Below are 26,318 nucleotides of genomic sequence, written 5' to 3'. Positions count from 1 at the left end.
CTAATTAAAAATTCCTTGTTCGTAGAGCATTTTCGCTACCATAATAAAAGACATCGTTACCAGCATTGGGCGGATTAATTTTTTGCCTTTTGTCATTACCATTTTAGCCCCAAGTGTACCACCGATAAATTGCCCTACCATCATAATTAATCCCACTTTCCAAACTACAGCACCACCAATAGTGAAGAAAATCAGTGAAGCAAAATTTGAGGTAAAATTAATCACTTTGGCGTGTGCAACGGCTTTGGGCAGATTAAAACCCAGTAACAAAATAAAAGCTAATGTAATAAATGACCCTGTTGCAGGTCCGAACATACCATCATAAAAACCGAGAGCAACGGAAGCAGTAAAGGCAAATGTAGTAAAGCTAATTCGCTGTTTGCGATCTTCATCTCCCACGCTTGGGCTGACTAAAAAGTAGATACCAATAATCAAAATTAAAAATGGGAGTAACGTTTTCAAAAATTCCACATCAATATTTTGAACAAAAATAGTACCAGCAGCCGAACCGATAAACGTACACAAAATGAGTAGCCATATTTGTTTTAAATTAACCGCTTTTTGGCGAATAAAGTAAAAAGAAGAGGAGAATGAGCCACCGCAGGCTTGCAGCTTATTTGTACCTAATGCCATTGCAGGCGGTAATCCTGCTGCCATTAGAGCCGGAATAGTAAGCAAACCACCACCGCCTGCAATCGCATCAATAAAACCAGCGACTGTGGCGACTAGGAACAAAATTGCTAAAACATCAATGCCTAATTCCATTGATACACCACCATTTCATCACTATGTACGGCAACAGAACCAAACTCATAGCCGAGTAAAGATTCAATTTCTTTAGATTTTTTACCTTTGATACGGATCAATGCCTCGCTACTATAACGAGCAATGCCTAATGCAATCGCTTTTCCTTCTTGGTTGAAGATTTTAATCACTTCACCTCGTGTAAATTCGCCTTTGATTTGAGCAACGCCTACAGGTAAGAGTGATTTATGTTGAAGCAAGGCTTGCTCTGCTCCTGAATCGACAACGATTTCCCCCACTTGAGGTGCAGCAAAAAGCCAACGCTTTCTGCCTTCCAAGCGGTCAGATTGCACTAAAAATTTACTCCCGGTGTTTTCGCCATTAGCTAAATCCACCAACACATTTGGGCGAGAGCCAGAGGCAATAATAGTTTCCACGCCTGAACGGGTGGCAATATCTGCAGCCGTAATTTTAGTACTCATACCGCCCGTGCCTAATCCGGTTGAACTGCCACCGGCAATTTGGCGGATTTCAGGCGTGATTTTTTCCACCACCGAGAGCAGTTTGGCATCAGGGTTCGAGCGAGGGTCGGCACTGAATAAGCCCTCTTGGTCGGTTAATAAATAGAGCTGATCCGCTTGAGCCAAAATCGCAACTAAAGCCGATAAATTATCGTTATCGCCGACTTTAAATTCTTCGGTGGCAACGGCGTCGTTTTCATTAATCACGGGAATAATTTTTTGAGCAAACAGAGCATCAAGCGTATCACGGGCATTGAGGAAACGTTCACGATCGTCCAGATCGGCTCGGGTTAAGAGCATCTGCCCGATATGGATATTATAAATATCGAATAAATTTTCCCACACTCGAATGAGCTGACTTTGCCCGACCGCTGCTAACATTTGCTTAGAGGCTAAGGTTTTAGGGAGTTCAGGGTGTCCTAAATAGTCCCGACCGGCAGCGGCAGCTCCGGATGTCACCACAATCACACGATGCTGTTGGTGTAATTGAGCGATTTGTTTTACCAGCTCTAACATATAAGGACGGCTTAAACTTTTAGTGCCGTGTGTGAGAGTGCTGGTGCCAAATTTAATGACGATAGTTTTTGACATAATGATTTCACTTATCTTTAGAAATTATGCGAATAAAATTATCATTTTTAAGGTGTAAAATCACGTTTAATTTGATATAAAATTGAACCAAATTGCATAATAGGAGAAAAAATGAAAATTAGCCTGATTGTTGCTCGAACAAAGAATAAGGTTATTGGCAAAGATAACCAAATGCCGTGGCATTTACCTGTGGATTTAGCGTGGTTTCGCCAAAATACGGTTGGCAAACCTGTGATTATGGGGCGAAAAACCTATGAATCTATTGGCAGGCTTTTACCAAAACGTCCGAATATTATTCTTTCCCGTTCAGGTTTTACAGTGGAAGGGGCTTATGCGGCACAATCGCTTGAACAAGCGGTCGAATTAGCAAAAAATTTTGCAAATACAGAGGAAATAATGATTATTGGTGGGGGGGAACTGTTTAAGCAAGCCTTACCACTAGCAGAAAGGCTTTATTTAACCGAGATTCAAGCAGAAATTGAGGGAGATACTTTCTTTGAATTTGATGAACAAAATTGGGCGTTAATAGAAGAGAAGTGGTCAGAAATTGATGAAAATAACCCGTTACGCTGCTGTTTTATGCGTTTAGAACGAAAATCTGCTTAATAACTAAGCGGTTAAAAGCAAAAATGTGAACGCAAACCTTTGCTATTTTTGGAGCTAGATACAAATAAAAAAACAGCCTTTAAAATATCGGCTGTTTATTTTATTTGAGGAGGTTCTAAATGGACTATATTGAAATACTTGGCTATGTGGCGATGATTTTAGTTGCCTGTTCTTTTTTGTTAAAAGATGTGATTAAACTGCGGGTGGTCAATTCGCTGGGTTGTGCCTGTTTCGTTGCTTATGGGTTGCTGATTGGCTCGATTCCTGTTACCGGCTTAAATGCGTTGGTGGTGTGCATTAATTTGTACTATATTTTCAAAGCGAATCAACCGACAACTGCACATTCGTAAATTTTTACCTAAAACAGACCGCTTGTAAGACAGACTTACAAGCGGTTCTTAATTTTAGAGGTTATAAAGAATATCTAATGCATCACTGAGTTTTTTTACAGTGAACACCTGCATATCTTTAATTGCCTTTTTCGGGGCATTGCCGTGAGGAATAATCGCCCGTTTAAAGCCGTGTTTTGCCGCCTCACTAATACGTTCTTGCCCACTAGTAACAGGGCGGATTTCGCCTGCTAATCCTACTTCGCCAAATACCACTAAATCCTGAGGAAGTGGGCGATTTCGGAAACTCGAAATTAAGGCTAAGATCAATGCAAGATCGGCACTGGTTTCTGTTACTTTCACGCCACCTACTACATTCACAAAGACATCTTGATCCGACATTTGCAGCCCACCGTGTCGATGTAAAACCGCCAGTAATAGCGATAAACGGTTATGATCTAACCCCACCGCCACACGACGAGGGTTCGCAAGCATTGAGTGATCAACCAATGCCTGAATTTCAACAAGTAACGGGCGAGTACCTTCCCACAATACCATTACAGAGCTGCCCGGTGTTTGCTCTTCGCTACGGCTTAAGAAAATAGCAGACGGGTTTTTAACTTCTTTTAAGCCAAGTTCCGTCATCGCAAATACGCCTAATTCATTCACCGCACCGAAACGGTTTTTCTGGCTACGCAGGGTTCTAAACCGAGAATCTGATTCGCCTTCAAGCAGTAATGAGGCATCAATAGCGTGTTCCAATACTTTCGGGCCGGCAAGCGTGCCATCTTTAGTGACGTGCCCAACCATAATAATCGCCACTTGGCGGGTTTTGGCGTAGCGGGTAAGGAAAGATGCACATTCACGCACTTGTGAAACACTGCCTGGAGAGGATTGAATATCCGACAAGTGCATCACTTGAATCGAGTCAATCACCATAATCTTCGGTTTTTCTTGGTCTGCAATATTGCAAATATGCTCGACAGAGGTTTCAGACAACATTTTCAGATTTGCCGTTGGTAAGCCTAAACGATTCGATCGCATTGCCACCTGTTGTAATGATTCCTCACCTGTTACGTAAAGAGTAGGGAGATGTTGAGCCAAGCCGCACATCACTTGCAGTAACAATGTACTTTTTCCTGCTCCCGGATGCCCACCAATCAAAATAGCCGAACCTGGCACAACACCACCACCTAGCACACGATCTAGTTCATTAAAACCACTACTAAAGCGAGGCACCTCTTGCAAGCTAATATCGGAAAGAGCCTGAACTTTGCCTGAGGTTTCCCCTGCATAGCCACTAAAGCGGTCAGATTTTGCGGTTTCTTTACTCGAAATTAATCGCACTTCACTAATTGCATTCCAAGCCTTGCATTCTTTGCATTGCCCCATCCAGCGGGCATATTCTGCACCGCAATCATTACAAACATAGGCGGTTTTAGGTGCTTTTGCCATTTTTAATCCTCAATCTTCAAATTTGTGAAATTCTAGCAAAAAACTGTATGAATAAACAGATGGAAATATTATTTTTTCGATCTGCGTCGAAAAATTGAAATTTGCTTATCGCAAGAATTTCAAAAAATTTGCACACTTTCATCGCCAGACTTTTTTGGCTTTTTATTCATAAGGAATTTATATGCAAAAAATTGTACATTTTCGACCGCTTGGTATTCGCCAACTTCATCGGGCATTTACCTTAATTGAATTGATGATCGTAATTGCGATTATTGCCATTTTGGCAACCATTGCCATTCCGTCTTACAACTCCTACACCCAAAAGGCGGCACTTTCTGAGCTGTTAAGAGCCTCGGCTTCATATAAATCAGATGTTGAACTCTGTATTTATAACGGTAACGGACTGGATAATTGTTCTGGAGGCACAAATGGTATTCAAGCCAATAAAGCGAATAGTAATGACACTAAATACCTCAATTCGATTAGCGTAAATAAAGGTGTGATTACCGTTACAGGCAAAGGCTCGCTTAATGGTTACAGTTATACGTTAACACCAAAATTTGAAAACAACACTATTAGTTGGTCATCGAGTTGTAGTGGTAAAGATACCAGCCTCTTCCCGGCTGGATTCTGTAATACAACAGTTACATCAAACGGTTAATTCATCTTGAGGAAATCAAAATGACGTATTCAGTTACTGATTTAACCAGCCAAGAAATGATTGAAATTTCGAGCGAGCAGTGGCAGAAAAATTGCAATGAAAAACAGATTTTATTGCGATATTTGGCTATTCCGCTGAAAGAAACGCAATCACAGTTATGGTTGGCGGTTGATGATATGCAAAATATCAGTGCCTGTGAAATTTTTGCTTTTATCTACCATAAGCAAATTGAGCCTGTTTTGATTTCCTCCGATGAATTGAAGTTTTTGCTCAACGCACTTTCACCAGAGCAGAGTAGTGTGCAGAGTGAAATTTATGAGGAGAATGCAACGTATTCGATAACAAATTCAGAACAAGTGGATAGAAATGATCCGATTATCCAAATTTTAGATAATTTATTTAAATTCTGTTTAAAAAATAACGCCTCAGATATCCATTTAGAGCCACAAAAAGAGAAATTACTCATTCGACTACGAATTGATGGCGTACTGCATATTTATAAAACGCTTCCGCAAAGTTTATCTAGTAGGTTGATTTCTCGCATTAAGTTATTGGCAAAACTTGATATTAGTGAAACTCGCTTGCCGCAAGATGGACAATTTCATTTCAAAACGATTTTAGCGGAAACCTTAGATTTCCGTGTTTCAACTTTGCCAACTCATTTCGGCGAAAAAGTCGTTCTTCGGCTTCAAAAGAATAAACCGACTAATTTGGATTTTTTAGAGTTAGGTTTTAACCCAAGCCAAAAAGCAATATTGCTCAATGCCCTTAATCAGCCACAAGGCTTAATTTTAGTAACAGGGCCAACGGGGAGTGGGAAAAGTATTACCCTTTATAGTGCATTAAGTCATCTCAATAGTAGTGAAAAGCATATTTTAACCGCTGAAGATCCGATTGAAATTGAGATAGAAGGGATAATCCAAACCCAAGTAAATAGAGGGATTAATTTGGATTTCAGCCAACTGTTGAGAACCTTTCTTCGCCAAGATCCAGACATTATTATGCTGGGTGAAATTCGTGATGAAGAGAGTGCGGAAATTGCCCTCAGAGCTGCTCAAACAGGGCATTTAGTGCTTTCCACCTTGCACACCAATGATGCCCCTTCTGCTATAGAGAGATTATTGCAACTTGGAATAAAAGAATACGAGTTACAAAATTCGTTACTGCTGGTAGTGGCTCAACGGTTGTTAAGACGAATTTGCATAAAATGCGGTGGAACTGGCTGTGAGCATTGTTATCAAGGTTACAAAGGTAGAGTTGGGGTGTATCAGCTTTTTAGCCGAACTGCAAAAAATTTTGAAAAAACGACCGCTTGTTTAGATTTTGCAACCCTATATGAAAGTGCAAAAGAAAAATTAGCGGAAGGGAAAACCGATCAGGCTGAAATTTTGAGGGTATTAGGCAATGGCTAAAATCTATGAATTTCATTGGAAAGCGGTGGATCGTTTCCAACAAAAGCGTAAAGGGAGACTATTATCTTCAAGCAGAGAAGAGCTGGAAAATACCTTGCTTGCTAAAGGTTATCAGCAAATTCGTGTCAGCAGAAATTTTGTGTTTTCACAAAATCCGAAAAAAGAGGAAATCAGCCAATTTTTATCTCAGCTTGCTTTGTTAGTGAATTCTGCCGTGCCGTTAAAGCAAGCCCTAGCAATGATTTTGCAAAATTGCCGAAATATTCGTTTATATCAATGGTTAAGTGAGCTTATTCAACTTATTGAAAGTGGTTATGCTTTTTCGCAATCACTAGAATGTCTGAATAAATTTATTGCTAATCAAGAAATTCAGCTGATCAAAATGGGCGAACAGAGCGGAAAGCTTGGTTTGATTTTAACCAACTTGTCGGAAAGCAGAGTTAAGTCTGATAAATTGGCTAAAAAGGTGAAGAAAATTTTGTTTTATCCTGCCATTGTATTATTCATTTCACTTTTTCTGTCTATCGGGCTTTTGGTCTTTATAGTGCCGCAATTTGCCGAGCTTTATGGCACAAAGGAGCAAGCCTTACCGCTAATTACTGAAATTTTATTTTCGCTTTCTCAATGTTTAATTGAGCAGAAGAATCTTTTATTCACTTTATTATTACTAGCGTTCATTTTGTTCTCATTTTTTGCAAAAAGAGGAAATTGGGTGGAGAAATTGAAAATCAGGTTATTGTCTAAGCTCCCTATTTTTCGGCAAATTATAGAGCAAGCTCGTATGGTCTTTTTTAGCCAAAATGTTGCATTAATGCTGAATGCCCATATTCCGTTAGATGTGGCATTAAAATCCTTTTTATCTGAAAAAAGTGATGACCCTATATTACAAAAAGAGATTGAATTTATGCTGAATCTCTTGCAACAAGGCTATAAATTTTCACAAGGTATCAACCCGAATGTGTTTGGCTTAGATATGCCACAAATGGTTGAGATAGGCGAGCAGAGCGGCAACGTTGCCAAAATGTGCGAACACATTAGCGAGATGTATCAACAAAAATTGGATTACCAAATTGATATTCTTTCCCAATTATTAGAACCAATGTTAATGTTATTAATGGGCGTGATTGTCGGCACTATTATTGTTGGGCTTTACTTACCTATTTTCGATATGGGAAGTTTGGTGGAGTAGTTTATGTTGCTGTTACTTTCTGTCTCCCTTTCCCTTTTGTCGGCATTTTGGTTTAAAGCAGAAATTCCGAAATTTGCGACACGGATAAACCAGCAAATTTATCAAGAGGTAAACTCAATTAATCGGCTTGGGTTAAGTGAACGGCAGTTTATTGCTCAATCGGCATTAAAACCCAGGCAAACAAAATGGGCGAACCTCTTTTTTCTGCTTTTTCCACTCATTATGTATTGTCCTGAAAGTCCAATGCTTGGCGGAATTTTTATTCTACTTTGTTTTCTTTCCATATTAGATATTTGCTATTACCTAACAGACACTCGATATATCGGGATTATTTTCCTGCTGGTTTTATGGGAAAGTTTGCATTCTTTCCACAACGAAACTTTACTGTTTACCATACTATTTTGTTTATTTATTGCTCTCTTTTCCGTTCTCATATTTAAAAGAGAAACATTTGGCTCTGGTGATATGCTGCTATTAGTGGTTTTATCTCCCTTATTCGATATAGAAAAAATGCTACTGCTGATATTAATTGCTTGTTTGTTAGGGATTTTTTATTACTTCGTTTACTGGTGGATAAAAAAGCAGAAATTAGAAAAATTGGCATTTATTCCGTTTATTAGTTTGGCGATGACTATTGTTATTATGCTTGAAAGCTAGGGGATTAATTAATAGAATTGATAGCGTTTTATTATGAGGAAGAAAATATGCAGCAGCTAATAACTCTAGATGAATTTCTTTTAATTACCAAAAGGTCGACAAGATAAAATTGATAAAATGTCCGAAGAATTAATCGCTGAGATAGATTTGGAAAGTATTCAATCATAAAAAGAATTAGCCGAAAAATTGGGCGTATTCGATATCGTACATTGAGGATTTTTATGACTTACGTTGTCGGCTTAACAGGCGGAATTGGCAGTGGGAAAACAACGGTTTCAGATCTTTTCGCGGAACTTGGTGTAGACATTATTGATGCGGATATTGTCGCTCGTCAAGTAGTTGAAAAAGGAACGCCGCTGTTCGATAAAATAACGGAGCATTTTGGCGATGATATTCTTAACGCAGAAAAAGAGCTAGATAGAGCGAAGCTACGTCAAATTGTGTTTAATAACGAATCGGAAAAAGATTGGCTGAATAATTTACTTCACCCAGCCATTCGAGAAGAAATGGTAAAAAAATTGCAAGAATCGACCGCTTGTTATGTGATCTGGGTTGTGCCACTACTGATTGAAAATAAATTAACTGAGTTTTGTGATAGAGTGCTAGTGATTGATGTTAGCCCCGAAATTCAGCTAGAACGAGCCACAAGGCGAGATAAAAGCAAAGAAGAAACCATTAAAAATATCATAGCAGCTCAAGTAAGCCGTGAAGAAAGATTAAGTTATGCTGATGATGTAATTGAAAATAACTTGCCGATTGAACAAGGTTTGCAGTTAATTAAAGAACAGGTTCAAGCCTTACATCATAAATATTTAGCATTAGCAAATAAGGAAAAAGAATGTCAGAAACCATCGTAAATTGTCCAACTTGTGAAAAAGAAGTGGTGTGGAGCAAAGAGAGCAAATACCGCCCGTTTTGTAGCGAGCGTTGCCAAATTATTGATTTAGGTGATTGGGCTTCAGAAAAGCACGCTATCGCCAGTGAAGAGGCGGATCTTTTTAGTGAAGATTTAGAGAAGTATTAATCAGGCAAATTGAGCAGAGAAACGCTCAAGTTCTAGCCAAATATCATCGCTAAATTCTTGTTTTACTTTACGCTCTAATTCGGCAAGTTGTTGAATTAGGGCGTAAAGTTTTTTGTAGGTTAAACGTTGTACTACTTGGCTGTAGAATGGTCTGCGGTTTTGCCAGATCTTCAAGCGGTCAAATTCTGCTCGTAAATTACCATTAAAGAGAGCCTGCTCACTTGAGATTGACGTTGGAGAGCGGGTTATTTCAAGCAAAATCATTAGCTCTTTTTGCACAATACGCAATAAAACTACTGCTTGCATTTCTTCATTTTGTAGATGATGTAAAATGCGTTGAGCTCGTCCGATTTTCCCTTCAAAAAGGGCATCAATCCATTGGAATGGGGTAAATTGAGCGGAATGTTCCACCACTTCTTTTACTTTATTAAGGGTAATCTTACCATCATTACATTGAAGTTGTAGGAGCTGTAGGGCTTGCTTTAATGCCAGTAAGTTTCCCTCATAGCTATAGCAGAGTAGTTGGGTTGCCTCTGGCTCAATCTGTAAATTCATCTCTTTAGCTCGATTGCTTAACCATTGCGGAAGCTTACTAATTTCGGGCGTTTGGCAATTAATTTGCACTAATTGCGGCTCAATTTGGCTAAACCAAGCCTGTTTTTCCATTGCCTTGGAAAATTTAGGTAAATGCAAAATAAAGAGTAGATCAGAATGAATTAAGGCACGGAGTTCAGCGAGCTTTTTAAACTGTGCAGCCGTTGGAGATTCTGGGAAATTGAGAATAATAATCTGGCGGGTAAAAAATAACCCCATTTCTTGCGTTGCTTCAAAAAGGGCTTCCCAGTTGGTATCGTTTTTAACTTCTATTTCTTTCTTTTCATCAAAACCATTTGAACGGGCAGATTGAACAATCAAATCTTTGGATTCATTGACCAAGAGTAAATCGTTCCCTGTTAATAGATAAAAGGGCTGTAATCCTTTACTTAAAGAGAGTTGAAGTGTTTCAGGAAAGATTCTTTGCATACTGAACAATGGGCGAATGATTTCGCCCTTATAATGATTATTTTGAAAGCTCTTTTTTCAATGCTGCCATTTTAATGATTAGCTGACGAGATGCCTGCTGATACATATCTTTCATAATCATCTCTTGTTCAGCTGATTTCGCAAGAGCTGCACGAGAGTCATCAAAGAATGTACGGTGAACAGATACTTCTAGCGGAAATTGCCCTTTGTTTGGAATATCGGCAATGGCATCCACGTTTAGCGTTAAGATTTTTTCTGCTTCACGAGCTTGTTTGAATACCGATACCACTTTGCTATCCGTTGAGGTAGACACTAAACGAAGTTTTGATACATTGGCAGAACTTGGTACTAATTTCACATCGTTTAATTGTAGCTCATTGCGTAAAATGCGAGACATTTCACTGTGTTGATCTGCACTTTCAAAGGTTAATGTTCTGAGCGATTCAGATAATACTTCGTTGTTTTTGAAATGCCAACCACAGGCGGAAAGAGCAAAAACAGCAACGAGGGAGAGTTTTTTAATCATAACTAGATTTCCTTGTAGGGACGCACTGCGTGCGTCCGAAATTTCAAAAGTAACGGACGCACGCAGTGCGTCCCTACAATTTATAGCATTAAGCCTTGATCACAAAGCTCAACATTTTAAACGGAATGTAGATTTCTTTGATGATTTCTTGTCCATCTAAGAATTTGGCTACATTCGCATCTGCTTTGGCAATGGCTTTGACTTCATCTTCTGTTGCGGTTGCAGACACAGTGATTTTACCACGCACTTTGCCGTTTACTTGAACAACAACGAGTTTTTCATCTTCCACCATTGCAGCTTCATCTGCTTGTACCCAAGGCGCGAAGTCGATGGTTTGCTCATTGCCTAATGCTTGCCATAATTCAAAACAGATATGTGGTGTGATTGGGTAAAGCATACGCACAACGGCACTTAACGCTTCAGCCATTACCGCTTTATCTTGCTCGCTTTCAAGTGGTGCTTTAGTGAGCTTATTCATTAACTCCATTACAGCAGCAATAGCCGTATTGAATGTTTGGCGACGACCAATATCATCACTTACTTTCGCAATGGTTTTATGAACATCACGGCGGAGCTCTTTTTGTGCTTTGTTTAATGCTGATACATCTAAAGCAGCAGTTGCTGGCGATTTTGCATATTCATACACTAAATTCCACACACGACCTAAGAAGCGTTTAGCCCCTTCCACGCCGGATTCTTGCCATTCAAGGGTCATTTCTGCAGGGGAAGCAAACATCATAAACAAACGAACCGTATCCGCACCGTATTTTTCCACCATTTCTTGTGGGTCGATACCATTGTTTTTCGATTTCGACATTTTCGTCATACCGCTATGAACTAGCTCACGACCTTCAGGATCGGTTGCTTTAGTGATTCTGCCTTTTTCATCACGCTCCAAGGTTACTTGCGTTGGGCTGACCCAAATACGCTCGTTCGTTGGGCTGGTGTAGTAGAACGCATCGGCAAGTACCATACCTTGACAAAGCAGTTTTGTTGCGGGTTCGTCTGAATTTAAAATGCCTGCATCACGCAATAATTTGTGGAAGAAACGGAAATAGAGCAAGTGCATTGTCGCGTGCTCGATACCGCCGATATATTGATCTACGGGTAACCAATAATTTGCCTCGTCAGAATCTAACATTCCATCAAAATATTGTGGGCAAGTGTAGCGTGCGTAGTACCAAGACGACTCCATAAAGGTGTCGAAAGTATCAGTTTCACGCAATGCGGGTTTGCCGTTGTAAGTGGTTTTTGCCCACTGTGGATCGGCTTTGATTGGGCTTTGCACGCCATTCATTACTACATCTTCAGGCAGAATCACCGGTAAATCTTGCAGTGGAACAGTTACTACTTCGCCTTCTTCGGTTGTCATCATCGGAATTGGTGCACCCCAATAACGTTGGCGAGAAACACCCCAGTCACGCAGGCGGAAATTCACTTGGCGTTTGCCCACACCCATCGCCTCTAATTTATCGGCAATCGCATTAAATGCGGCATCAAATTCTAAGCCATCAAATTCAGCAGAGTTAATTAATTTACCGTGTTCGGTATAAGCCGCTTTCGAGAAATCCCACTCTGAGCCATCAAGCGGTTGAATTACTTGATTAATTTGCAAATCATATTTTTGCGCAAATTCAAAATCACGCTCATCGTGTGCAGGCACAGCCATTACTGCACCTGTGCCGTAGTGCATTAATACGAAGTTAGCGACCCAAACTGGCACTTCTTTACCTGTTAATGGGTGGATAGCGAACAAGCCTGTCGCCATCCCTTTTTTCTCCATAGTAGCAAGCTCTGCTTCTGCCACTTTGGTGTTTTTAGCCTCACGAATAAATTCCGCTAATGCAGGATTATTTTCTGCCGCTAATTCGGCTAATGGGTGAGCAGCTGCAACGGCTACATAGCTCACGCCAAAGAAGGTATCTGGGCGAGTGGTGTAAACTGGTAAAGTTGCATTAGAACCTGCAATTTTGAAAGTGATTTCCACACCTTCAGAACGACCAATCCAGTTGCGTTGCATTGTTTTTACTTGATCTGGCCATTGTGGAAGGTTATCTAACTGCGTTAATAGCTCTTCCGCATAATCGGTAATTTTGATAAACCACTGCGGAATTTCACGCTGCTCAACAGGGGTATCACAACGCCAGCAGCAGCCTTCGTGAACTTGCTCGTTTGCAAGCACGGTTTCATCGTTCGGACACCAGTTTACCGTTGAGGTTTTTTTATAAACCAAGCCTTTTTTATAAAGCTCAGTAAAGAACCATTGCTCCCATTTATAATATTCAGGGCGGCAAGTGGTTACTTCACGATCCCAGTCGTAAGAGAAGCCTAGCATTTTAAGCTGACCTTTCATATATTCGATATTTTCGTACGTCCATTTAGCTGGAGCCGTATTATTTTTTACTGCAGCTCCTTCCGCAGGTAAGCCGAAAGCGTCCCAACCCATTGGTTGAAGTACGTTTTTACCGATCATACGCTGATAACGTGAAACCACATCGCCAATGGTATAGTTACGAACGTGCCCCATATGCAATTTACCTGATGGATAAGGCAACATTGAAAGGCAATAATATTTCTCTTTGGTAACGTCTTTAACTGCTTTAAAAACTTTATTTTCTGCCCAATAGTGCTGAACTTTCGGTTCAATTTCACTTGGGTTGTATTGTTGTTGCATAAAATCTAACCTTGCTTTGAATTAGTTAAAAAATTGCTGTGATGATACCGTAAAACAGGGCTTTTTTGAATGGCAAGCGGTCGAATTTGCAAGGTTTTTTGCAGATTTTTGCGATCTACTTCGAAAAATTATTAAATGATAATTAAGAAAATGTAAAATGTCGGTTATCATAGCACAAGGTTTTTTATAAAACGAAGTATTGAACCGACAAGTGAAGTAAATGCTTGGAAGACTATTTTTAGTAATGAATTATAATCTATATTGAACTTGTAGATTTTTTAATTTGGGAGGTTTAATAATTTTTTAGACTATTTATAACTAATAAGTATTTATACATAGTCATTAAAAAGTCTATCTATTGAATATAGAAATATATTTTCAGCTCTATTTTTATAGGACATGATTTCTACAAATATTATTATAATAAGTGAAGGGATTACATAAAGTACGTTCAGTTCATCTTTATAATTATGGTATTTTATAGATAGAATATTAACTAAATCATATAGGCCATAATTTGTTATAATATAAAGTAATACAAATGCAGGCCAAGCAATCCAAGCAATAAATATTTGACATTTGTCTTTGTTACTATTCATCCTTGTTAAGGATAGGATTAAAGAAAGTATGATATTAGAAAAAGTAACATATATCAATATCAGTATTATTGGGTAAATAATATCACTATTACCATTTAATGATGATTTATAAAGATTTATGCTAGTAATGGTCAATGTAATTGAGAATGAAGCAACTATGAATAGGAATAAAATTAAATGGCTATAGTTTTCTTTTCGCATATATATCCTGTAATACTTAAAACCAACCCCACTTCTGAGATTGGTTTTATCTAATTCAAAAGTGATTAAGCCGTAATTACTTCCACGCCACCCATATAAGGTCTTAATACTTCAGGTACAGTAATAGAGCCATCTGCATTTTGGTAGTTTTCAAGTACGGCAACTAAGGTACGCCCTACTGCTAAGCCTGAACCGTTTAGAGTATGAACTAAGCGAGTTTTCTTGTCGCCTTTGGCTTTGCAACGAGCTGCCATACGGCGAGCTTGGAAATCCCACATATTTGAGCAAGATGAGATTTCACGGTAAGTGTTTTGTGCTGGTAACCATACTTCTAAATCGTAAGTTTTAGCTGCACCAAAGCCCATATCGCCAGAGCAGAGTAGCATTTTACGGTACGGTAAACCTAAAAGTTGCAATACTTTTTCTGCGTGTCCTGTTAATTCTTCCAATGCTTCCATTGATTTTTCAGGAGCAACAATTTGTACCATTTCTACTTTTTCAAATTGGTGCATACGGATTAAACCACGAGTATCACGTCCGTAAGAACCTGCTTCTGCACGGAAACACGGCGTATGAGCGGTATAACGCAGTGGTAAGCTGTCTTCATCAATGATTTCATCACGAACTAAGTTAGTAACGGGAACTTCCGCAGTTGGAATTAAACCAAATGGGCGTTGTACTTCGTTTGGATCTTGCCCCATCAATGGTTGGGTGTGGAATAAATCTTCACCAAATTTTGGTAATTGACCTGTACCGTAAAGGGTATCGTGGTTCACTAAAAACGGCACGTTGGTTTCCTTATAGCCGTGTTGTTCGGTGTGAAGATCTAACATAAATTGTGATAATGCACGGTGCAAGCGAGCCAATTTGCCTTTCATCACCACAAAGCGGCTTGCGGTTAATTTTACGCCAGCGGCAAAATCTAAACCATTTAAGGCTTCGCCGAGTGCAACGTGATCTTTCACTTCAAAATCAAATTGGCGAGGCTCACCCCAGCGAGAAACTTCTAAGTTTTCGCTGTCATCTTTACCTAATGGCACTTCGTCTGCAGGTAAGTTTGGCACAGAAAGTAATAAATCACGGATTTCGCTTTGAACTTTATCTAACTCTACTTTTGCAGTGTCTAACTCGCTACCCATTGAATCTACTTCTGCTAATAAGGCAGAAATATCTTCGCCACGAGCTTTTGCTGCCCCGATATTTTTCGAGCGAGCATTACGTTCTGCTTGTAAGGTTTCTGTTTTTACTTGTAGCGTTTTACGTTGCTCTTCAAGGCTTTTTACACGCTCTACATCTAAAATGAAATTACGCTTGATTTTTAGTGTTTCTGCCACTTCTTCTAGGTTAGTACGGAGTAGGTTTTGGTCGATCATTTTATGTTCCTTAGTTTAAATTTGTTTTTCAGGTAGAAAGCAAGCGGTTATTTTTCGTAGAAAATTTACAATGCCTCTTTCCCACAAAGAGGTAGGGTAATTATTTATTTACCCACGATTCGCATTTTTCATAATGCGTTGTTTCGCGACTTGCCATTCACGGTCTTTAATATCTTCACGCTTATCGTGCAGTTTTTTACCTTTCGCTAGGCCGATTTTTACTTTCGCCCACGCATTTTTCCAATACATCGAGGTTGCAACAATAGTGTAACCTTCACGATTGACCTTGCCGAAAAGGGAATCTAATTCACGTTTATTTAGCAAAAGTTTGCGAGTACGGGTAGGGTCGCTCACAATATGAGTCGATGCCATATTCAGCGGGGTAATCATCGCCCCAAATAAAAAGGCTTCGCCGTTGCGGAAGATAACATAACTGTCGCTGATATTGCCTTTTCCTGCTCGAAGTGCTTTTACTTCCCAGCCTTGTAGCTCAATACCAGCTTCAATTTCATCTTCAATAAAGTATTCGTGTCGGGCACGTTTATTCAATGCAATCGTATTTGATGCAGCTTTTGGTTTTTTTGCCATAATTTGTATTCATTAATAAAGTTAAACGGAATTTTACTTGAAACGAGCTTGTTAGTGAATGATAAATGCAGCAAGCGGTCGAATTTTAGTAAAATTTTGCAATATTCAAGATAGTTGTAATTGTACTGTTTTGCCTGTTTTAGCAACAAAAGTAACTAATGTATCTAATGTGAATTTTTCTAACTTTCCGTTTACCATATCTGATATACGAGGGCGACTAACACCTAAAATAGAGGCAGCCTCAGATTGTTTCAGCTTATTTTCATCAATCCAATTACTCATTTCATTCATCAACATTAGCTTAGTTTCAATAAGTTGCTGACTTGCGGACTTTAATTTTTGGGCTTCATCAGAAGAAAAACCAAGATCTTCAAAAATATTATTGTCAGCTTCTGTTGTATGGCGAATTTTGGTATCAATATTATTCATTTTCTAACTCCTTTATTGCTGTATAGCGAGCTTTAATAATAGCAATATCTTTTGGGGCAGTTTTCTGTGTTTTCTTTTGAAAAGCGTGTAAGCAATAAACCGCATTTTTGAATTTAGCTAAGTAAACTAGGCGAAATGCCCCAGATGTATCTTTTACACGAATTTCCATTACGCCAGAACCTAAATTTGACATCGCTTTGAAATCTCGAGGTAATAAACCTTGCTGAACTAAATCAAGGTCAAAGCCAAGCTCCCTTTTAATGTTATCGGGAAATTCACGAATATCATCTAGGGTTGAACCAACCCAACGAATAGGTTTTCGTTTAGAAATAAGGGTATTCATAATGTATAAAATTTTATACCGTTAATAAAAATATGCAATAGAAAATTTTACTCAAACCTATCCGCTAATAAAAACTGCAACACCGAATCCATTCTTAAATGAGGGATTGGTTGGTCATAGTCAATCTGCTTTGGCTCGAATTGGTCGAACTCAAAACGGTTAAATTGCCAATAGTTTTTATCAGGCAAACGGCTTGGCACCGTGCCGGGGTAGAGCGTAACTTGTTTTTTATCGCTTGAGCGAATGCCACGAATGGCTCTGATGCTTTTATCATTTTGGGTAACTTTGACCGCATCCGTTGCTTGAATAGCAGAAATGGCTAAATAGCCTGTTTCAATGCCATCAAATTCAGCGTGTCTACCACCTTCTTGCACAAGTTGTCGCATTAGACTTTCTAAATTGGGTATTTGATCGCTGGTGATATGATCTGCCTTTGTCGCAATAAACAAGAGCTTGTCGATATTTGAGGAAAATAGGCGACTAAACAGCGAGCGGTTACCATAATGGAAATGTTTAAACAGTTGCTGTAGCCCTAATTTCATTTCCATAAATTCGTTGTAGCCATAATTTAACGGCGTGAGGCAGTCTGCCAGAATCACTTGGCGGTCAAATTGCGAGAAGTAATCTTCATAAAACGGCTTGACGATTTTTTTCTGGTAATGCTCATAGCGTTTTTTGAGGGTATGGAAAACGCTATTTTTATCGCTTTGCTCTAATTTTTCCCAATCGGCTTCGTTTAAATCTAATAATGGGAAGAATTGGAAAACAGGTGCACCTTTCGCATTTTCCGTTGACAATACAAATCTACCCGGCTGAATATATTGCATTCCCTGTGCTTTACAGGCAAGCAAATAATCGGTGTATTGCAGGCTTAACTCCGCCAATACGTTTTCATCAGTTTTTGCAAAAAGATCGATTTCTTTGACCGCTTGCAGCCAAGACTGAGCCAGTTCTGCACGTTCATCTTTATGCACCGCTTGTTGGGTTTGCGACCACTCTTTATAGGAAAGAGAAAGTAGCGGTAAGTCCAACAACCATTCGCCAGGATAATCAAAAATATCCAGATACAGCGTGCTGGTTTCTTTAATATGGCGAAGCAACGAGTGTTGGCGTTGGTAACGAATGGCAAGGCGAATTTCGCTAATGCCTGTGGTGGAATTTGGCCAGCGAGGAGGCGTTGCTTCAAAACATTGGCGGTTTTTATCATATTCAAAGCGAGGAATGGTTAAATCCCCCTGTTCCACTCGTTTAACAGACAGAATTTGCCCGTTGCGAGCGGGAGCAAATAAATTAAGATGAGTATTGTCTGCTTTATTGATATGTAAAAGTTGATCAACAAGGCTCGTGATAAACGCCGTTTTACCACTACGACTTAAGCCTGTAACGGCAAGGCGTAAGTGATTATCTAGCCCACGCTGAACAAAGTTATTGAGTTTATGATGAATTTTAGAAAACATTTTGCAAAATTTATTGATAAAATAACCGCTTGATTATACAACGTTGCAGAGTAGTGTGAAATGGAAAACAAAAAACAGGCAGAAATTGAGCTGAAAATAATGCTCGAACCGCATAATATTGCACCAATTGAAAATTGGCTAAATAGCGTGAAAGAATTTGAATTGCTTGAGCAGAAATCTCAAATGCTAGGCAATCGTTATTATGATACGCCAGAGCAGTTTTTTGCTTCAAAGCAAATGGGGTTACGGGTTCGTTCACAAAATCATCAATTTGAGATCACGCTTAAAACTAAAGGCGAGATCGTAGGCGGATTGCATATTCGCCCTGAATATAATTTAGCATTATCAACTAATCAGCCCGATTTTCTCGCCTTAGCCCAAAAATATCATCTGCCTTTTGAAAATGCGGAGCAGATTGCTAATCGCCTACAAACGATTTTTAGCACAGATTTCACTCGCCAAATCTGGTTATTTAAGGTAGGAGAGTCTGAAATTGAAGTGGCGTTAGATCAGGGCTTAATCAAAAATCAATATGGCGAAGAGGCAATTTCCGAGTTGGAATTTGAAATTAAACAGGGTAATTTAACTGATTTGTTCCGCTTAGTGGAAGCAATGCCAAAAACTGATGGAATGTGGTTAAGTGGTTTGAGTAAAGCTCAACGTGGTTATTTGATTGGACAAGCGGTTAAATTTGAACAAAAAATTGCAAATACGATGCAGCAAGAAAATAGTTATCAACTTGAGCAAAAATTGGCTGATTTTATTCGTGTAGGAAATGAAAATAAAGCGGTGTTAGCACGGTTTAATCAATGCACAAATCAGCAGTTAGAAACTTGGGAAGAAGCGAAAACGCTTGCGAAAAACCGAGATTATTTAATGTTAAATTTAGAAACATTGAAAATATTATAGTAAAAAACCACAGAATAATTTCTTTGGTTTTCGTTTATTTTACAATTTCAAATTCTAACCCTTTGAATACTTGGTCGTTGATTTGGATTTCCATTTTATATTTACCGATAGGATCGGTCTTATCGAATGTCCAGCAGCGTCCCAAATATTTTTCGGTATTGCTACTGGTAATTTCGGTAATAATCAGATGCTCTTTTTTATCTTTTGATGATTCTATTGTAGAATTTTCGGAAGTCAGATTTATAGCATCCGGTGCATAAAAAGCCTCTGCAATAGTAACCTTATTGGGGATCAGAAGGTTATAGCTACGCCAACAAAGTTGGTTTTGCTTTTTGCTGATCGAAAGAGTATTGCCGGCAATCGGCTTAGGCGTTTTCTTGCTGATATCGACAACCTGTAATGAAACCATAGGTTTATCTTTAGATGGTAATGCTTGCTTAGCCGGTTTATCTACTGCGGAAAAACTATACTGTGTGGATATAATTAGTGTTAATGCAACCCATAATTTATTCATTTTTTATTTTCTCCGATATTTGATGTTTTTCTCGCAACTGATTGGCAATAATTTGAATGGCCTCTCCAGCACTTATGCCTTCAGCCATCAATTTTTGAATTTCTTCTACTGCCGCTTGTTGCTGTTCGTGGGTAAGTGATAAAAGTGAATTATCCATATAATTGTCCTGTTAGTCTAACGGAATTGGGTAAAGTTCCAGTCAAAAAATGTAAAGAGTGTTTGCCACTGTTCATCAAGCGGTGCGATTATCTCAATTTTTTGCAAATTTTTTGGGTGTTGAAATTGCAACTTATAGGCGTGCAACATTAAACGGCTCACACCTGATTTTTCATTTAACGCTCTGTTTTGATGTAAATCGCCATATTTGCTATCGCCCATAATCGGATGGAAAAGATGTTTTAGATGGCGGCGGAGCTGATGCTTTCTTCCTGTTTTGGGATTTAATTCAACTAAGCTATAACGAGCGGTTGAATGTTTACCCACAGGGTAGGGAATTTCAACCGTTGCTAAACCTTTATAATCGGTAATAGCCTCTTGAGCCTCTTTTTCTTGCGAAAATTTATCGGCAATTTTATCTAAAATCACTTTGAGTGGGTAATCGATTCGATCTTCTCCCTGCAAATACCCTCGTACAACCGCTAAATAGGTTTTCTGCACCTGATGTTGTTCAAACTGTTCGCACATCAGTCGGGCTGTATCACTATTTAATGCGAAAAGTAAAACGCCCGAAGTGGGGCGGTCAAGCCGATGAATCGGGAAAATGTGTTGCCCGATTTGGTCTCTCAAAGTTTGCATTGCAAACACCGTTTCGTGTTTATCTAACCAAGAACGATGTACTAACATTCCGGCAGGTTTGTTGATGGCGATAAGTAAGTCGTCTTGGTATAAAATATCTAAGGTCATAATACGGTTAAGTATAAGTGTAATTTATCAAATCTCCCCCCAGCCCCTCTTTTCTAAAGAGGGGAGCTAGATCTCCATAATAAATGAATTCATCTTACTAAACGGGCTCTTAAATAACCAGATACACTCAAGATTTTCTCAGAATGATCCCCCCTCTTTAGCAAAGAGGGGAGGGGGAGATTTGTCAGAATAATAAAAGAACTGAGAGTTAAATTAATCTTTCAACAATTTTTCTAAGTCTAATAGTGGTTCACAAATCGTTTGTAAATAACCTTCGTTTTTCAATGCCTCTTCTAAATAAGGCGTAATCGCAAAATTGCGAGGTAAATTTGTATTAGCGTCTAAAATAGCTCGCATTCTTGGAATGAAAATCCATTGCAGCCATTGTGTTGGTGTAAGTGTTTCGACACAAAATGGTTGATCATTAGCTAGTGCCTCGTGGCTTGGTGCGGTGGCTTCCCAAAGTTGATTAACTCTAAGGGCGATTTCTAAATTAGATAAATACTGTATAACTTGTGATTTCATTTCAGTTTCGCTTGTGAAATTGGTCTTTTTCAGGTAAAAATAAGGGCAGATTTTACCACTCAAATTTATTTCGCTCTAGGGATTTATATGCAAAAGACAGATTCAACTCATCAGCCAACCATTTTACAAAAAATCGTACAAGATAAAGCCATTTGGGTGGAAGAAAAACAGCAAGATTTCCCATTGAGCGAGTTTCAGCACAAAATCGTAAAAAGCGATCGGGATTTTTACGCCTCGTTGGCAAAGGGTACGCACCAAGAGCCTGCTTATATTTTGGAATGCAAAAAAGCCTCGCCATCAAAAGGGTTAATTCGAGCAGAGTTCGATTTAGATAGCATTGCATCAATCTATAAAAATTATGCAAGTGTGATTTCCGTTTTGACTGATGAGCAATATTTTCAGGGAGATTTTCGCTATATCGACCAAGTCAAACAGCAAACAACACAGCCGATTTTGTGTAAAGATTTTATGATTTCGCCTTATCAAGTGTACCTCGCCCGTTTTTATAATGCGGATGCGATTTTACTGATGTTATCGGTGGTTGATGATGAAACCTATCGTGAGCTCTCGAGCTTAGCCCACGAGCTAGGAATGGGGGTTTTGACTGAAACCAGCACTGAATCTGAGTTTGAGCGTGCATTAGCTTTAGGGGCGAAAGTGATTGGCGTAAATAACCGTGATTTGCACACGCTTACCATTGATATGAACCGTATAGTGCGTTTGGTGGAAAAATACCAAGAGAGAATTCCTGCTGATGTGTGTTTAATTTCAGAGTCGGGCATTAACGATCACAATCAAGTCAAACGCATTAAGCCTTATGTTCACGCCTTTTTAATCGGCAGTAGTTTAATGGGCAGCTCGGATCTGAACAATGCGGTGCGTGCAGTTATGTTCGGCGAAAATAAAGTGTGCGGTTTAACCCGTGTGCAAGATGTTAAAGCAGTTTATGATCAAGGTGCATTGTATGGTGGTTTAATTTTTGCAGAAGGCTCGCCACGCCAGCTTTCACTTCGCCAAGCTCAAGAATTGGTCGTGAATGCACCGCTTCGTTATGTTGGTGTTTTCCAAGATCAAGCGGTCGAATTTGTCGAAAAAATTGCAAAACAGCTTGAACTGTTTGCGGTGCAATTACACGGCTCTGAAGATGATAAATACATTGAGGAGTTGGCTGAAAAACTGGGCGATCAAACTCAAATTTGGAAAGCATTATCCATTGATGTTGATGCCGAAAGCCTAGAGTTTTCCGATAATCCACAAATTGCTCGTTATATATTAGACAGTAAAGTGGCAAATCAGCAAGGTGGCACAGGTAAAGCCTTTAATTGGGAGTTAATTCCAGAAGCGTTGAAGCAGAAAGCCTTGTTAGCTGGCGGTATTAATGTAGAGAACATTGAAGCCGCTTTGGCTCAAGGATGCTTAGGGGTAGATTTAAACTCAGGCGTTGAAAGTGCCAAAGGTGTAAAAGATTTTGCAAAATTAACCGCTTGTTATACGAAAATTATTCACGCATAGCGACACAGCGAATTAAAGTGTGTTAGAATAAAACCGATATTTTAACAATAACTAACAATGAGGGTTTATATTATGGGTACTTTTGGATATTCAATGCTAACAGTAGCTTTCGCACTTGGTATGATCGTATTTTTAGCCTACAATATTTTCTAATATTTATTCACTATTAAGACACGGAAAATCGCTTGGTTTTCCGTGTTTTGTTTTGAGGGATATGATGTCTAAACTCACTTTTGCCTCACTTTCATTTAATTCAGCAAATACCCCTGTTTCTGAACAATTTGATGATATTTATTTTTCTACTCAAGATGGGCTAGCCGAAAGCTATTATGTTTTCCAAGAAAGTAATCAACTTTGGGAAAAATGGCAATCGCATTCAAAAGAGGCGTTTGTGATTGCGGAAACAGGCTTTGGCACAGGGTTAAATTTTTTAGCCGTTGCGGATAAATTCCAACAATTTCAAATAGAATTTCCACGAAGTAAACTTAAACGACTTTATTTTATTTCGTTTGAGAAATTCCCGCTCACTTCAAACCAGTTAAGCGAAGTTCATCAACATTGTCCACAATTTGCAACATTATTTGAAAATTTGACCGCTTGTTGGCAGCCACGCCAGACGGGGTGTCAGCGTTACCATTTTGACAATATCTATTTAGATCTATGGTTTGGTGATATTGCTGAGAATTTGCCCCAGCTAGGCGATCTTTATAATGGAATAGTTGATGCGTGGTTTTTAGATGGTTTCTCGCCCGATAAAAACCCTGAAATGTGGAACGAGCATTTATATCAACAGATGTTTCGTTTAAGTGCAAATGGCGGTAGCTTTGCGACTTTTACGGCCTCCAGTAATGTGAGAAGAGGCTTGCAAGCCGCAGGTTTTGAGGTAAAAAAACGCAAAGGTTTTGGTAAAAAACGGGAAATGCTATGGGGAGAGAAGCCGCTCGAAAGCACTATTCAACCGCCTAATTATCCTTATTTTTATGCCAAAAATGAAAATGTAGACGATATTGCGATTATCGGCGGCGGTGTGGCGAGCTTATTTGTGGCGTTATCGCTGTTAGAGAAAGGTAAAAAAGTCACGCTTTATTGTAAAGATGAAAAACTCGCAATGAATGCTTCTGGCAATTTGCAAGGGGCGATTTATCCGCAATTAAGCGATGACGATGAGCGAAATGTACGGTTTTATATCCACAGTTTTGATTATGCGTTGCAGCGATTATCACAACTTAAAGCGGAAATTGAATTTGAGCATAACCTCAATGGTGTGGCACTTTACGCTTATAACGATAAAACAGCGAAAAAACTTGTGAAGATGGCTGAGCAGACCGATGACGAAATGCTATTTAAATTATGTTCTGCTGAGGAGTTAAGCGAGAAATTAGGCTTAACTGTGCCAAAGGGGGGAGCATTTATTCCGCAAGGTGGTTGGCTTTCGCCAGTCGAATTAGTGAGAAATGGTTTTTCTTGGCTTGAGTCGAAAGGATTGAAGATTGTGCGTAGCCATAAAGTAGAGAATTTAACTTTTTCTAATGATATGTGGCAATGGAAGACCAATGGCGAAACTTTTCAGCACCAAGCGGTTGTACTGGCAAATGGGCATACGTTGAATGAATTTAGCCAAGCGAATGGCATTCCGCTTTATCCTGTACGAGGGCAAGTAAGCCAAATTCCAACAAGCTCGCAGTTACAAAAACTAAATTGTGTGGTTTGTTATGATGGCTATTTAACACCTGTTTCAAAAGCAGATACGCATTGTATTGGGGCAAGCCATATTCGAGATAATGCGGAAACTGATTTTAGTGAAGCAGAACATTTAGAGAATATTGCAAAACTTCAGCAAAATTTGACCGCTTGTAAATGGACAGATGGAATTGATTTATCCCAAAACCGAGCGAAAGTGGGCATTCGAGCTGCATTTCGAGATAGAGTGCCGATGGTTGGGGTTATTCATCACTTTGAAAAGCAAAAAGAGCAGTACGCTAATTTGTATAATCAACTAAGGCGAAAACAAGCGGTCGAAAATGCGGAAATTTTTGCAAATTTATATATGGTAAATGGTTTGGCCTCTCGTGGTTTAACCACCGGCCCATTATTGGGGGAATTGTTGGCAAGTTTGATTGCAAATGAGCCTGTGCCGATAAGTGAGGATATTTGGCATAATTTAAGCCCAAATCGTACTTGGTTAAGAAAACAGTTGAAAGGTTCTAAAGTTGAATAAGAATAAGCCCCGAAATTGGAATTTCGGGGTTTATTTTTTATTAGCGAATAATACCGCGTGTAGAACGTTTGAAGAACTGTTTGAAAATCGCAATAGCAGGCTCTGTTGCTGCAAGTTGATCAATTTCAACAAGACATTCTTCTAATGTTTTGCCGCTTGAGTAGATTAGTTTATAGACTTTGCGGATTGCGTGTAATGTTGCTTTATCAAAGCCACGGCGTTTTAAGCCCTCAAGGTTGATACCAAACGGACGAGCGTGGTTACCTTGTGCCATTACATAAGGTGGAACGTCTTGGCTAACCATTGAACCACCGCCTAGCATAACGTGTGAACCAACCACAACGAATTGGTGGATAGCCGACATACCGCCTACGATAACGAAATCATCTAATGTAACGTGTCCAGCGAGAGTACCGTTGTTGGCAATAATACAACGATTACCGATAGAGCAGTCGTGTGCGATGTGGGTATTGATCATAAATAAATTATCATCATCAATTTTGGTTACGCCACCACCTTGCACTGTACCACGATGGATAGTAACACTTTCACGAATACGGTTGCGATTGCCAATAATTACTTTGGTTGGTTCGCCTTGATATTTTAAATCTTGGTTAATTTCACCAATACTGGCAAATTGGAAAATTTGGTTATCCTCGCCAATTTCGGTTACACCGTTAATTACAACGTGAGAATGGATTTTTGTTCTCGCTCCGATTTTGACGTCTTTACCGATAACAGAATATGGACCAATTTCAACGTGTGCACCAATCTGTGCGCCATCTTCAATAATAGCAAGCGGGCTGATTTTAGCTGTTGAGTCAATGAGACGCATAGTTAGCTCCTTTTTAAGCGAGTTAAATTATTTACGACGGGCACACATTAAGTCTGCTTCGCAAACTAATTTTCCATCAACGTAGGCTTTACCCGTAAATTTAGTGATACCACGAACTTCTTTTAAAAATTCCACTTCAAGTTGAAGTTGATCGCCCGGCACTACAGGGCGTTTAAAGCGGGCATTATCAATCGCAGCAAAGTAGTAGAGTTCGTCATCACTTAACTTACCATAAGTTGCAACTGCAAGAACACCTGTTGCTTGGGCCATTGCTTCAAGAATTAATACTCCCGGGAAGATAGGTGCGCCAGGGAAGTGGCCGGTAAAACAAGGCTCATTGAAGGTTACATTTTTAATTGCTTTTAACCATTTTCCTTCCTCATAATCGGTTACACGATCAACTAACAGGAAAGGGTAGCGATGAGGTAACATATCCATAATTTCGGTTACTTCAATAATTTTAGGTTCACGATTTTCAGTTGTAATTTCTGTCACTTTAA

Annotated in this window: 28 protein-coding genes; 11 read left to right on the top strand and 17 right to left on the bottom strand. The window is 39.2% G+C overall.

The features are described 5' to 3' along the window. Together ACERCG_RS04025 and proB are read right to left on the bottom strand one after the other, a co-directional pair. Positions 1 to 765: a TSUP family transporter gene (locus ACERCG_RS04025; protein WP_373610791.1), complete on the bottom strand. Its 765-nt coding sequence runs from the start codon at positions 763 to 765 to the stop codon at positions 1 to 3. Beyond that, positions 756 to 1,856, bottom strand: coding sequence for a glutamate 5-kinase (proB, locus tag ACERCG_RS04020; protein ID WP_373610790.1), 1,101 nt, complete (start codon positions 1,854 to 1,856; stop codon positions 756 to 758). Before proB ends, ACERCG_RS04025 begins: the two co-directional genes overlap by 10 nt. Positions 1,857 to 1,967: 111 nt before the next feature. On the opposite strand from proB, the gene folA reads away from it, so the two are divergent. Further along, complete coding sequence (gene folA / locus ACERCG_RS04015; RefSeq protein ID WP_373610789.1) at positions 1,968 to 2,462, top strand: type 3 dihydrofolate reductase; 495 nt, start codon at positions 1,968 to 1,970, stop codon at positions 2,460 to 2,462. A gap of 119 nt (positions 2,463 to 2,581) precedes the next feature. After that, positions 2,582 to 2,812 (top strand): YgjV family protein, encoded by a 231-nt coding sequence (locus tag ACERCG_RS04010; RefSeq protein WP_373610788.1) that lies wholly within the window; start codon positions 2,582 to 2,584, stop codon positions 2,810 to 2,812. 54 nt (positions 2,813 to 2,866) lie between these two features. Here the strand turns inward: ACERCG_RS04010 and radA are convergent, their stop codons facing one another. Beyond that, positions 2,867 to 4,246, bottom strand: coding sequence for a DNA repair protein RadA (gene radA / locus ACERCG_RS04005; protein WP_373610787.1), 1,380 nt, complete (start codon positions 4,244 to 4,246; stop codon positions 2,867 to 2,869). Between the two features lie 181 nt (positions 4,247 to 4,427). On the opposite strand from radA, the gene ppdD reads away from it, so the two are divergent. From ppdD to yacG, 6 genes are all read left to right on the top strand, one after another. Continuing rightward, entirely contained in the window at positions 4,428 to 4,907 is a 480-nt protein-coding gene (gene ppdD / locus ACERCG_RS04000; RefSeq protein ID WP_373610786.1) for a prepilin peptidase-dependent pilin, read from the top strand. Positions 4,908 to 4,927: 20 nt separating this feature from the next. Beyond that, a complete protein-coding gene (locus tag ACERCG_RS03995) occupies positions 4,928 to 6,319 on the top strand; it encodes a GspE/PulE family protein (protein ID WP_373610785.1) in 1,392 nt (463 codons plus the stop codon). After that, a complete protein-coding gene (locus ACERCG_RS03990) occupies positions 6,312 to 7,508 on the top strand; it encodes a type II secretion system F family protein (RefSeq protein ID WP_373610784.1) in 1,197 nt (398 codons plus the stop codon). Before ACERCG_RS03995 ends, ACERCG_RS03990 begins: the two co-directional genes overlap by 8 nt. Positions 7,509 to 7,511: 3 nt before the next feature. Further along, positions 7,512 to 8,165, top strand: a complete 654-nt coding sequence (locus ACERCG_RS03985; RefSeq protein ID WP_373610783.1) for a prepilin peptidase — start codon at positions 7,512 to 7,514, stop codon at positions 8,163 to 8,165. Between the two features lie 221 nt (positions 8,166 to 8,386). After that, a complete protein-coding gene (gene coaE / locus ACERCG_RS03980; RefSeq protein ID WP_373610782.1) occupies positions 8,387 to 9,022 on the top strand; it encodes a dephospho-CoA kinase in 636 nt (211 codons plus the stop codon). Beyond that, complete coding sequence (gene yacG, locus ACERCG_RS03975; protein ID WP_176671236.1) at positions 9,004 to 9,189, top strand: DNA gyrase inhibitor YacG; 186 nt, start codon at positions 9,004 to 9,006, stop codon at positions 9,187 to 9,189. Before coaE ends, yacG begins: the two co-directional genes overlap by 19 nt. Here the strand turns inward: yacG and holA are convergent, their stop codons facing one another. The 8 genes from holA to ACERCG_RS03935 form a co-directional block, all read right to left on the bottom strand. Then, positions 9,190 to 10,212 carry a DNA polymerase III subunit delta gene (gene holA, locus ACERCG_RS03970; RefSeq protein ID WP_373610781.1) on the bottom strand — a complete coding sequence of 341 codons (1,023 nt, stop codon included), beginning with the start codon at positions 10,210 to 10,212 and terminating at the stop codon, positions 9,190 to 9,192. It lies immediately after the preceding gene. 37 nt (positions 10,213 to 10,249) lie between these two features. After that, on the bottom strand, positions 10,250 to 10,738 hold the full coding sequence (gene lptE / locus ACERCG_RS03965; protein WP_373610780.1) for an LPS assembly lipoprotein LptE: 489 nt from the start codon (positions 10,736 to 10,738) through the stop codon (positions 10,250 to 10,252). An 88-nt stretch (positions 10,739 to 10,826) separates the two neighbouring features. Next, positions 10,827 to 13,412 (bottom strand): leucine--tRNA ligase, encoded by a 2,586-nt coding sequence (leuS, locus tag ACERCG_RS03960; protein WP_373610779.1) that lies wholly within the window; start codon positions 13,410 to 13,412, stop codon positions 10,827 to 10,829. Positions 13,413 to 14,277: 865 nt separating this feature from the next. Further along, positions 14,278 to 15,585 (bottom strand): serine--tRNA ligase, encoded by a 1,308-nt coding sequence (serS, locus tag ACERCG_RS03955; protein WP_373610778.1) that lies wholly within the window; start codon positions 15,583 to 15,585, stop codon positions 14,278 to 14,280. A 108-nt stretch (positions 15,586 to 15,693) separates the two neighbouring features. Next, entirely contained in the window at positions 15,694 to 16,173 is a 480-nt protein-coding gene (gene smpB, locus ACERCG_RS03950) for an SsrA-binding protein SmpB (RefSeq protein ID WP_188156468.1), read from the bottom strand. A 105-nt stretch (positions 16,174 to 16,278) separates the two neighbouring features. Next, the gene (locus tag ACERCG_RS03945) at positions 16,279 to 16,602 is read right to left on the bottom strand and encodes a helix-turn-helix domain-containing protein (RefSeq protein WP_373610777.1); all 324 of its coding nucleotides are present in this window, start codon (positions 16,600 to 16,602) and stop codon (positions 16,279 to 16,281) included. Further along, on the bottom strand, positions 16,595 to 16,945 hold the full coding sequence (locus tag ACERCG_RS03940; RefSeq protein WP_373610776.1) for a type II toxin-antitoxin system RelE/ParE family toxin: 351 nt from the start codon (positions 16,943 to 16,945) through the stop codon (positions 16,595 to 16,597). Before ACERCG_RS03940 ends, ACERCG_RS03945 begins: the two co-directional genes overlap by 8 nt. 47 nt (positions 16,946 to 16,992) lie before the next feature. Beyond that, the gene (locus tag ACERCG_RS03935) at positions 16,993 to 18,402 is read right to left on the bottom strand and encodes a YcjX family protein (RefSeq protein WP_373610775.1); all 1,410 of its coding nucleotides are present in this window, start codon (positions 18,400 to 18,402) and stop codon (positions 16,993 to 16,995) included. Between the two features lie 60 nt (positions 18,403 to 18,462). On the opposite strand from ACERCG_RS03935, the gene ACERCG_RS03930 reads away from it, so the two are divergent. Next, the gene (locus tag ACERCG_RS03930) at positions 18,463 to 19,311 is read left to right on the top strand and encodes an inorganic triphosphatase (protein WP_373610774.1); all 849 of its coding nucleotides are present in this window, start codon (positions 18,463 to 18,465) and stop codon (positions 19,309 to 19,311) included. A 34-nt stretch (positions 19,312 to 19,345) separates the two neighbouring features. Here the strand turns inward: ACERCG_RS03930 and ACERCG_RS03925 are convergent, their stop codons facing one another. The 4 genes from ACERCG_RS03925 to ACERCG_RS03910 form a co-directional block, all read right to left on the bottom strand. Continuing rightward, entirely contained in the window at positions 19,346 to 19,825 is a 480-nt protein-coding gene (locus ACERCG_RS03925) for a hypothetical protein (RefSeq protein WP_373610773.1), read from the bottom strand. Beyond that, on the bottom strand, positions 19,818 to 19,982 hold the full coding sequence (locus ACERCG_RS03920) for a YoaH family protein (RefSeq protein ID WP_373610772.1): 165 nt from the start codon (positions 19,980 to 19,982) through the stop codon (positions 19,818 to 19,820). The genes ACERCG_RS03925 and ACERCG_RS03920 overlap by 8 nt, the downstream gene beginning before the upstream one ends. 17 nt (positions 19,983 to 19,999) lie before the next feature. Further along, positions 20,000 to 20,728 carry a tRNA pseudouridine(65) synthase TruC gene (gene truC, locus ACERCG_RS03915; protein WP_373610771.1) on the bottom strand — a complete coding sequence of 243 codons (729 nt, stop codon included), beginning with the start codon at positions 20,726 to 20,728 and terminating at the stop codon, positions 20,000 to 20,002. A 213-nt stretch (positions 20,729 to 20,941) separates the two neighbouring features. After that, a complete protein-coding gene (locus ACERCG_RS03910) occupies positions 20,942 to 21,253 on the bottom strand; it encodes a YqcC family protein (RefSeq protein WP_373610770.1) in 312 nt (103 codons plus the stop codon). A gap of 87 nt (positions 21,254 to 21,340) precedes the next feature. Between ACERCG_RS03910 and trpCF the strand changes: the two genes are divergently transcribed. Continuing rightward, on the top strand, positions 21,341 to 22,765 hold the full coding sequence (trpCF, locus tag ACERCG_RS03905; protein WP_373610769.1) for a bifunctional indole-3-glycerol-phosphate synthase TrpC/phosphoribosylanthranilate isomerase TrpF: 1,425 nt from the start codon (positions 21,341 to 21,343) through the stop codon (positions 22,763 to 22,765). Positions 22,766 to 22,982: 217 nt separating this feature from the next. Continuing rightward, on the top strand, positions 22,983 to 24,983 hold the full coding sequence (gene mnmC / locus ACERCG_RS03900; protein WP_373610768.1) for a bifunctional tRNA (5-methylaminomethyl-2-thiouridine)(34)-methyltransferase MnmD/FAD-dependent 5-carboxymethylaminomethyl-2-thiouridine(34) oxidoreductase MnmC: 2,001 nt from the start codon (positions 22,983 to 22,985) through the stop codon (positions 24,981 to 24,983). 40 nt (positions 24,984 to 25,023) lie between these two features. Here the strand turns inward: mnmC and lpxA are convergent, their stop codons facing one another. Together lpxA and fabZ are read right to left on the bottom strand one after the other, a co-directional pair. Then, positions 25,024 to 25,818 (bottom strand): acyl-ACP--UDP-N-acetylglucosamine O-acyltransferase, encoded by a 795-nt coding sequence (gene lpxA, locus ACERCG_RS03895; protein ID WP_373610767.1) that lies wholly within the window; start codon positions 25,816 to 25,818, stop codon positions 25,024 to 25,026. 27 nt (positions 25,819 to 25,845) lie between these two features. Further along, on the bottom strand, positions 25,846 to 26,304 hold the full coding sequence (gene fabZ, locus ACERCG_RS03890; RefSeq protein ID WP_373610883.1) for a 3-hydroxyacyl-ACP dehydratase FabZ: 459 nt from the start codon (positions 26,302 to 26,304) through the stop codon (positions 25,846 to 25,848). Positions 26,305 to 26,318 lie beyond the last annotated feature (14 nt).

The organism is Mannheimia sp. E30BD, assembly GCF_041807785.1.
GTDB lineage: Bacteria > Pseudomonadota > Gammaproteobacteria > Enterobacterales > Pasteurellaceae > Mannheimia.
This window is presented reverse-complemented; position numbering and strand designations above follow the sequence as displayed.

Excerpts from the sequence above, each read along its gene's own strand:
- ACERCG_RS03920 (WP_373610772.1), bottom strand. The coding sequence starts at position 19,982 with ATGGATAATTCACTTTTATCACTTACCCACGAACAGCAACAAGCGGCA.
- ppdD (WP_373610786.1), top strand. The coding sequence starts at position 4,428 with ATGCAAAAAATTGTACATTTTCGACCGCTTGGTATTCGCCAACTTCAT.
- lptE (WP_373610780.1), bottom strand. The coding sequence starts at position 10,738 with ATGATTAAAAAACTCTCCCTCGTTGCTGTTTTTGCTCTTTCCGCCTGT.
- serS (WP_373610778.1), bottom strand. The coding sequence starts at position 15,585 with ATGATCGACCAAAACCTACTCCGTACTAACCTAGAAGAAGTGGCAGAA.
- smpB (WP_188156468.1), bottom strand. The coding sequence starts at position 16,173 with ATGGCAAAAAAACCAAAAGCTGCATCAAATACGATTGCATTGAATAAA.
- ACERCG_RS04010 (WP_373610788.1), top strand. The coding sequence starts at position 2,582 with ATGGACTATATTGAAATACTTGGCTATGTGGCGATGATTTTAGTTGCC.
- trpCF (WP_373610769.1), top strand. The coding sequence starts at position 21,341 with ATGCAAAAGACAGATTCAACTCATCAGCCAACCATTTTACAAAAAATC.
- ACERCG_RS03940 (WP_373610776.1), bottom strand. The coding sequence starts at position 16,945 with ATGAATACCCTTATTTCTAAACGAAAACCTATTCGTTGGGTTGGTTCA.
- ACERCG_RS03925 (WP_373610773.1), bottom strand. The coding sequence starts at position 19,825 with ATGAATAAATTATGGGTTGCATTAACACTAATTATATCCACACAGTAT.
- coaE (WP_373610782.1), top strand. The coding sequence starts at position 8,387 with ATGACTTACGTTGTCGGCTTAACAGGCGGAATTGGCAGTGGGAAAACA.
- folA (WP_373610789.1), top strand. The coding sequence starts at position 1,968 with ATGAAAATTAGCCTGATTGTTGCTCGAACAAAGAATAAGGTTATTGGC.
- radA (WP_373610787.1), bottom strand. The coding sequence starts at position 4,246 with ATGGCAAAAGCACCTAAAACCGCCTATGTTTGTAATGATTGCGGTGCA.
- lpxA (WP_373610767.1), bottom strand. The coding sequence starts at position 25,818 with ATGCGTCTCATTGACTCAACAGCTAAAATCAGCCCGCTTGCTATTATT.
- ACERCG_RS03935 (WP_373610775.1), bottom strand. The coding sequence starts at position 18,402 with ATGTTTTCTAAAATTCATCATAAACTCAATAACTTTGTTCAGCGTGGG.
- leuS (WP_373610779.1), bottom strand. The coding sequence starts at position 13,412 with ATGCAACAACAATACAACCCAAGTGAAATTGAACCGAAAGTTCAGCAC.
- ACERCG_RS03990 (WP_373610784.1), top strand. The coding sequence starts at position 6,312 with ATGGCTAAAATCTATGAATTTCATTGGAAAGCGGTGGATCGTTTCCAA.
- ACERCG_RS03995 (WP_373610785.1), top strand. The coding sequence starts at position 4,928 with ATGACGTATTCAGTTACTGATTTAACCAGCCAAGAAATGATTGAAATT.
- mnmC (WP_373610768.1), top strand. The coding sequence starts at position 22,983 with ATGTCTAAACTCACTTTTGCCTCACTTTCATTTAATTCAGCAAATACC.
- ACERCG_RS04025 (WP_373610791.1), bottom strand. The coding sequence starts at position 765 with ATGGAATTAGGCATTGATGTTTTAGCAATTTTGTTCCTAGTCGCCACA.
- ACERCG_RS03985 (WP_373610783.1), top strand. The coding sequence starts at position 7,512 with ATGTTGCTGTTACTTTCTGTCTCCCTTTCCCTTTTGTCGGCATTTTGG.
- holA (WP_373610781.1), bottom strand. The coding sequence starts at position 10,212 with ATGCAAAGAATCTTTCCTGAAACACTTCAACTCTCTTTAAGTAAAGGA.
- proB (WP_373610790.1), bottom strand. The coding sequence starts at position 1,856 with ATGTCAAAAACTATCGTCATTAAATTTGGCACCAGCACTCTCACACAC.
- ACERCG_RS03945 (WP_373610777.1), bottom strand. The coding sequence starts at position 16,602 with ATGAATAATATTGATACCAAAATTCGCCATACAACAGAAGCTGACAAT.
- ACERCG_RS03910 (WP_373610770.1), bottom strand. The coding sequence starts at position 21,253 with ATGAAATCACAAGTTATACAGTATTTATCTAATTTAGAAATCGCCCTT.
- yacG (WP_176671236.1), top strand. The coding sequence starts at position 9,004 with ATGTCAGAAACCATCGTAAATTGTCCAACTTGTGAAAAAGAAGTGGTG.
- truC (WP_373610771.1), bottom strand. The coding sequence starts at position 20,728 with ATGACCTTAGATATTTTATACCAAGACGACTTACTTATCGCCATCAAC.
- ACERCG_RS03930 (WP_373610774.1), top strand. The coding sequence starts at position 18,463 with ATGGAAAACAAAAAACAGGCAGAAATTGAGCTGAAAATAATGCTCGAA.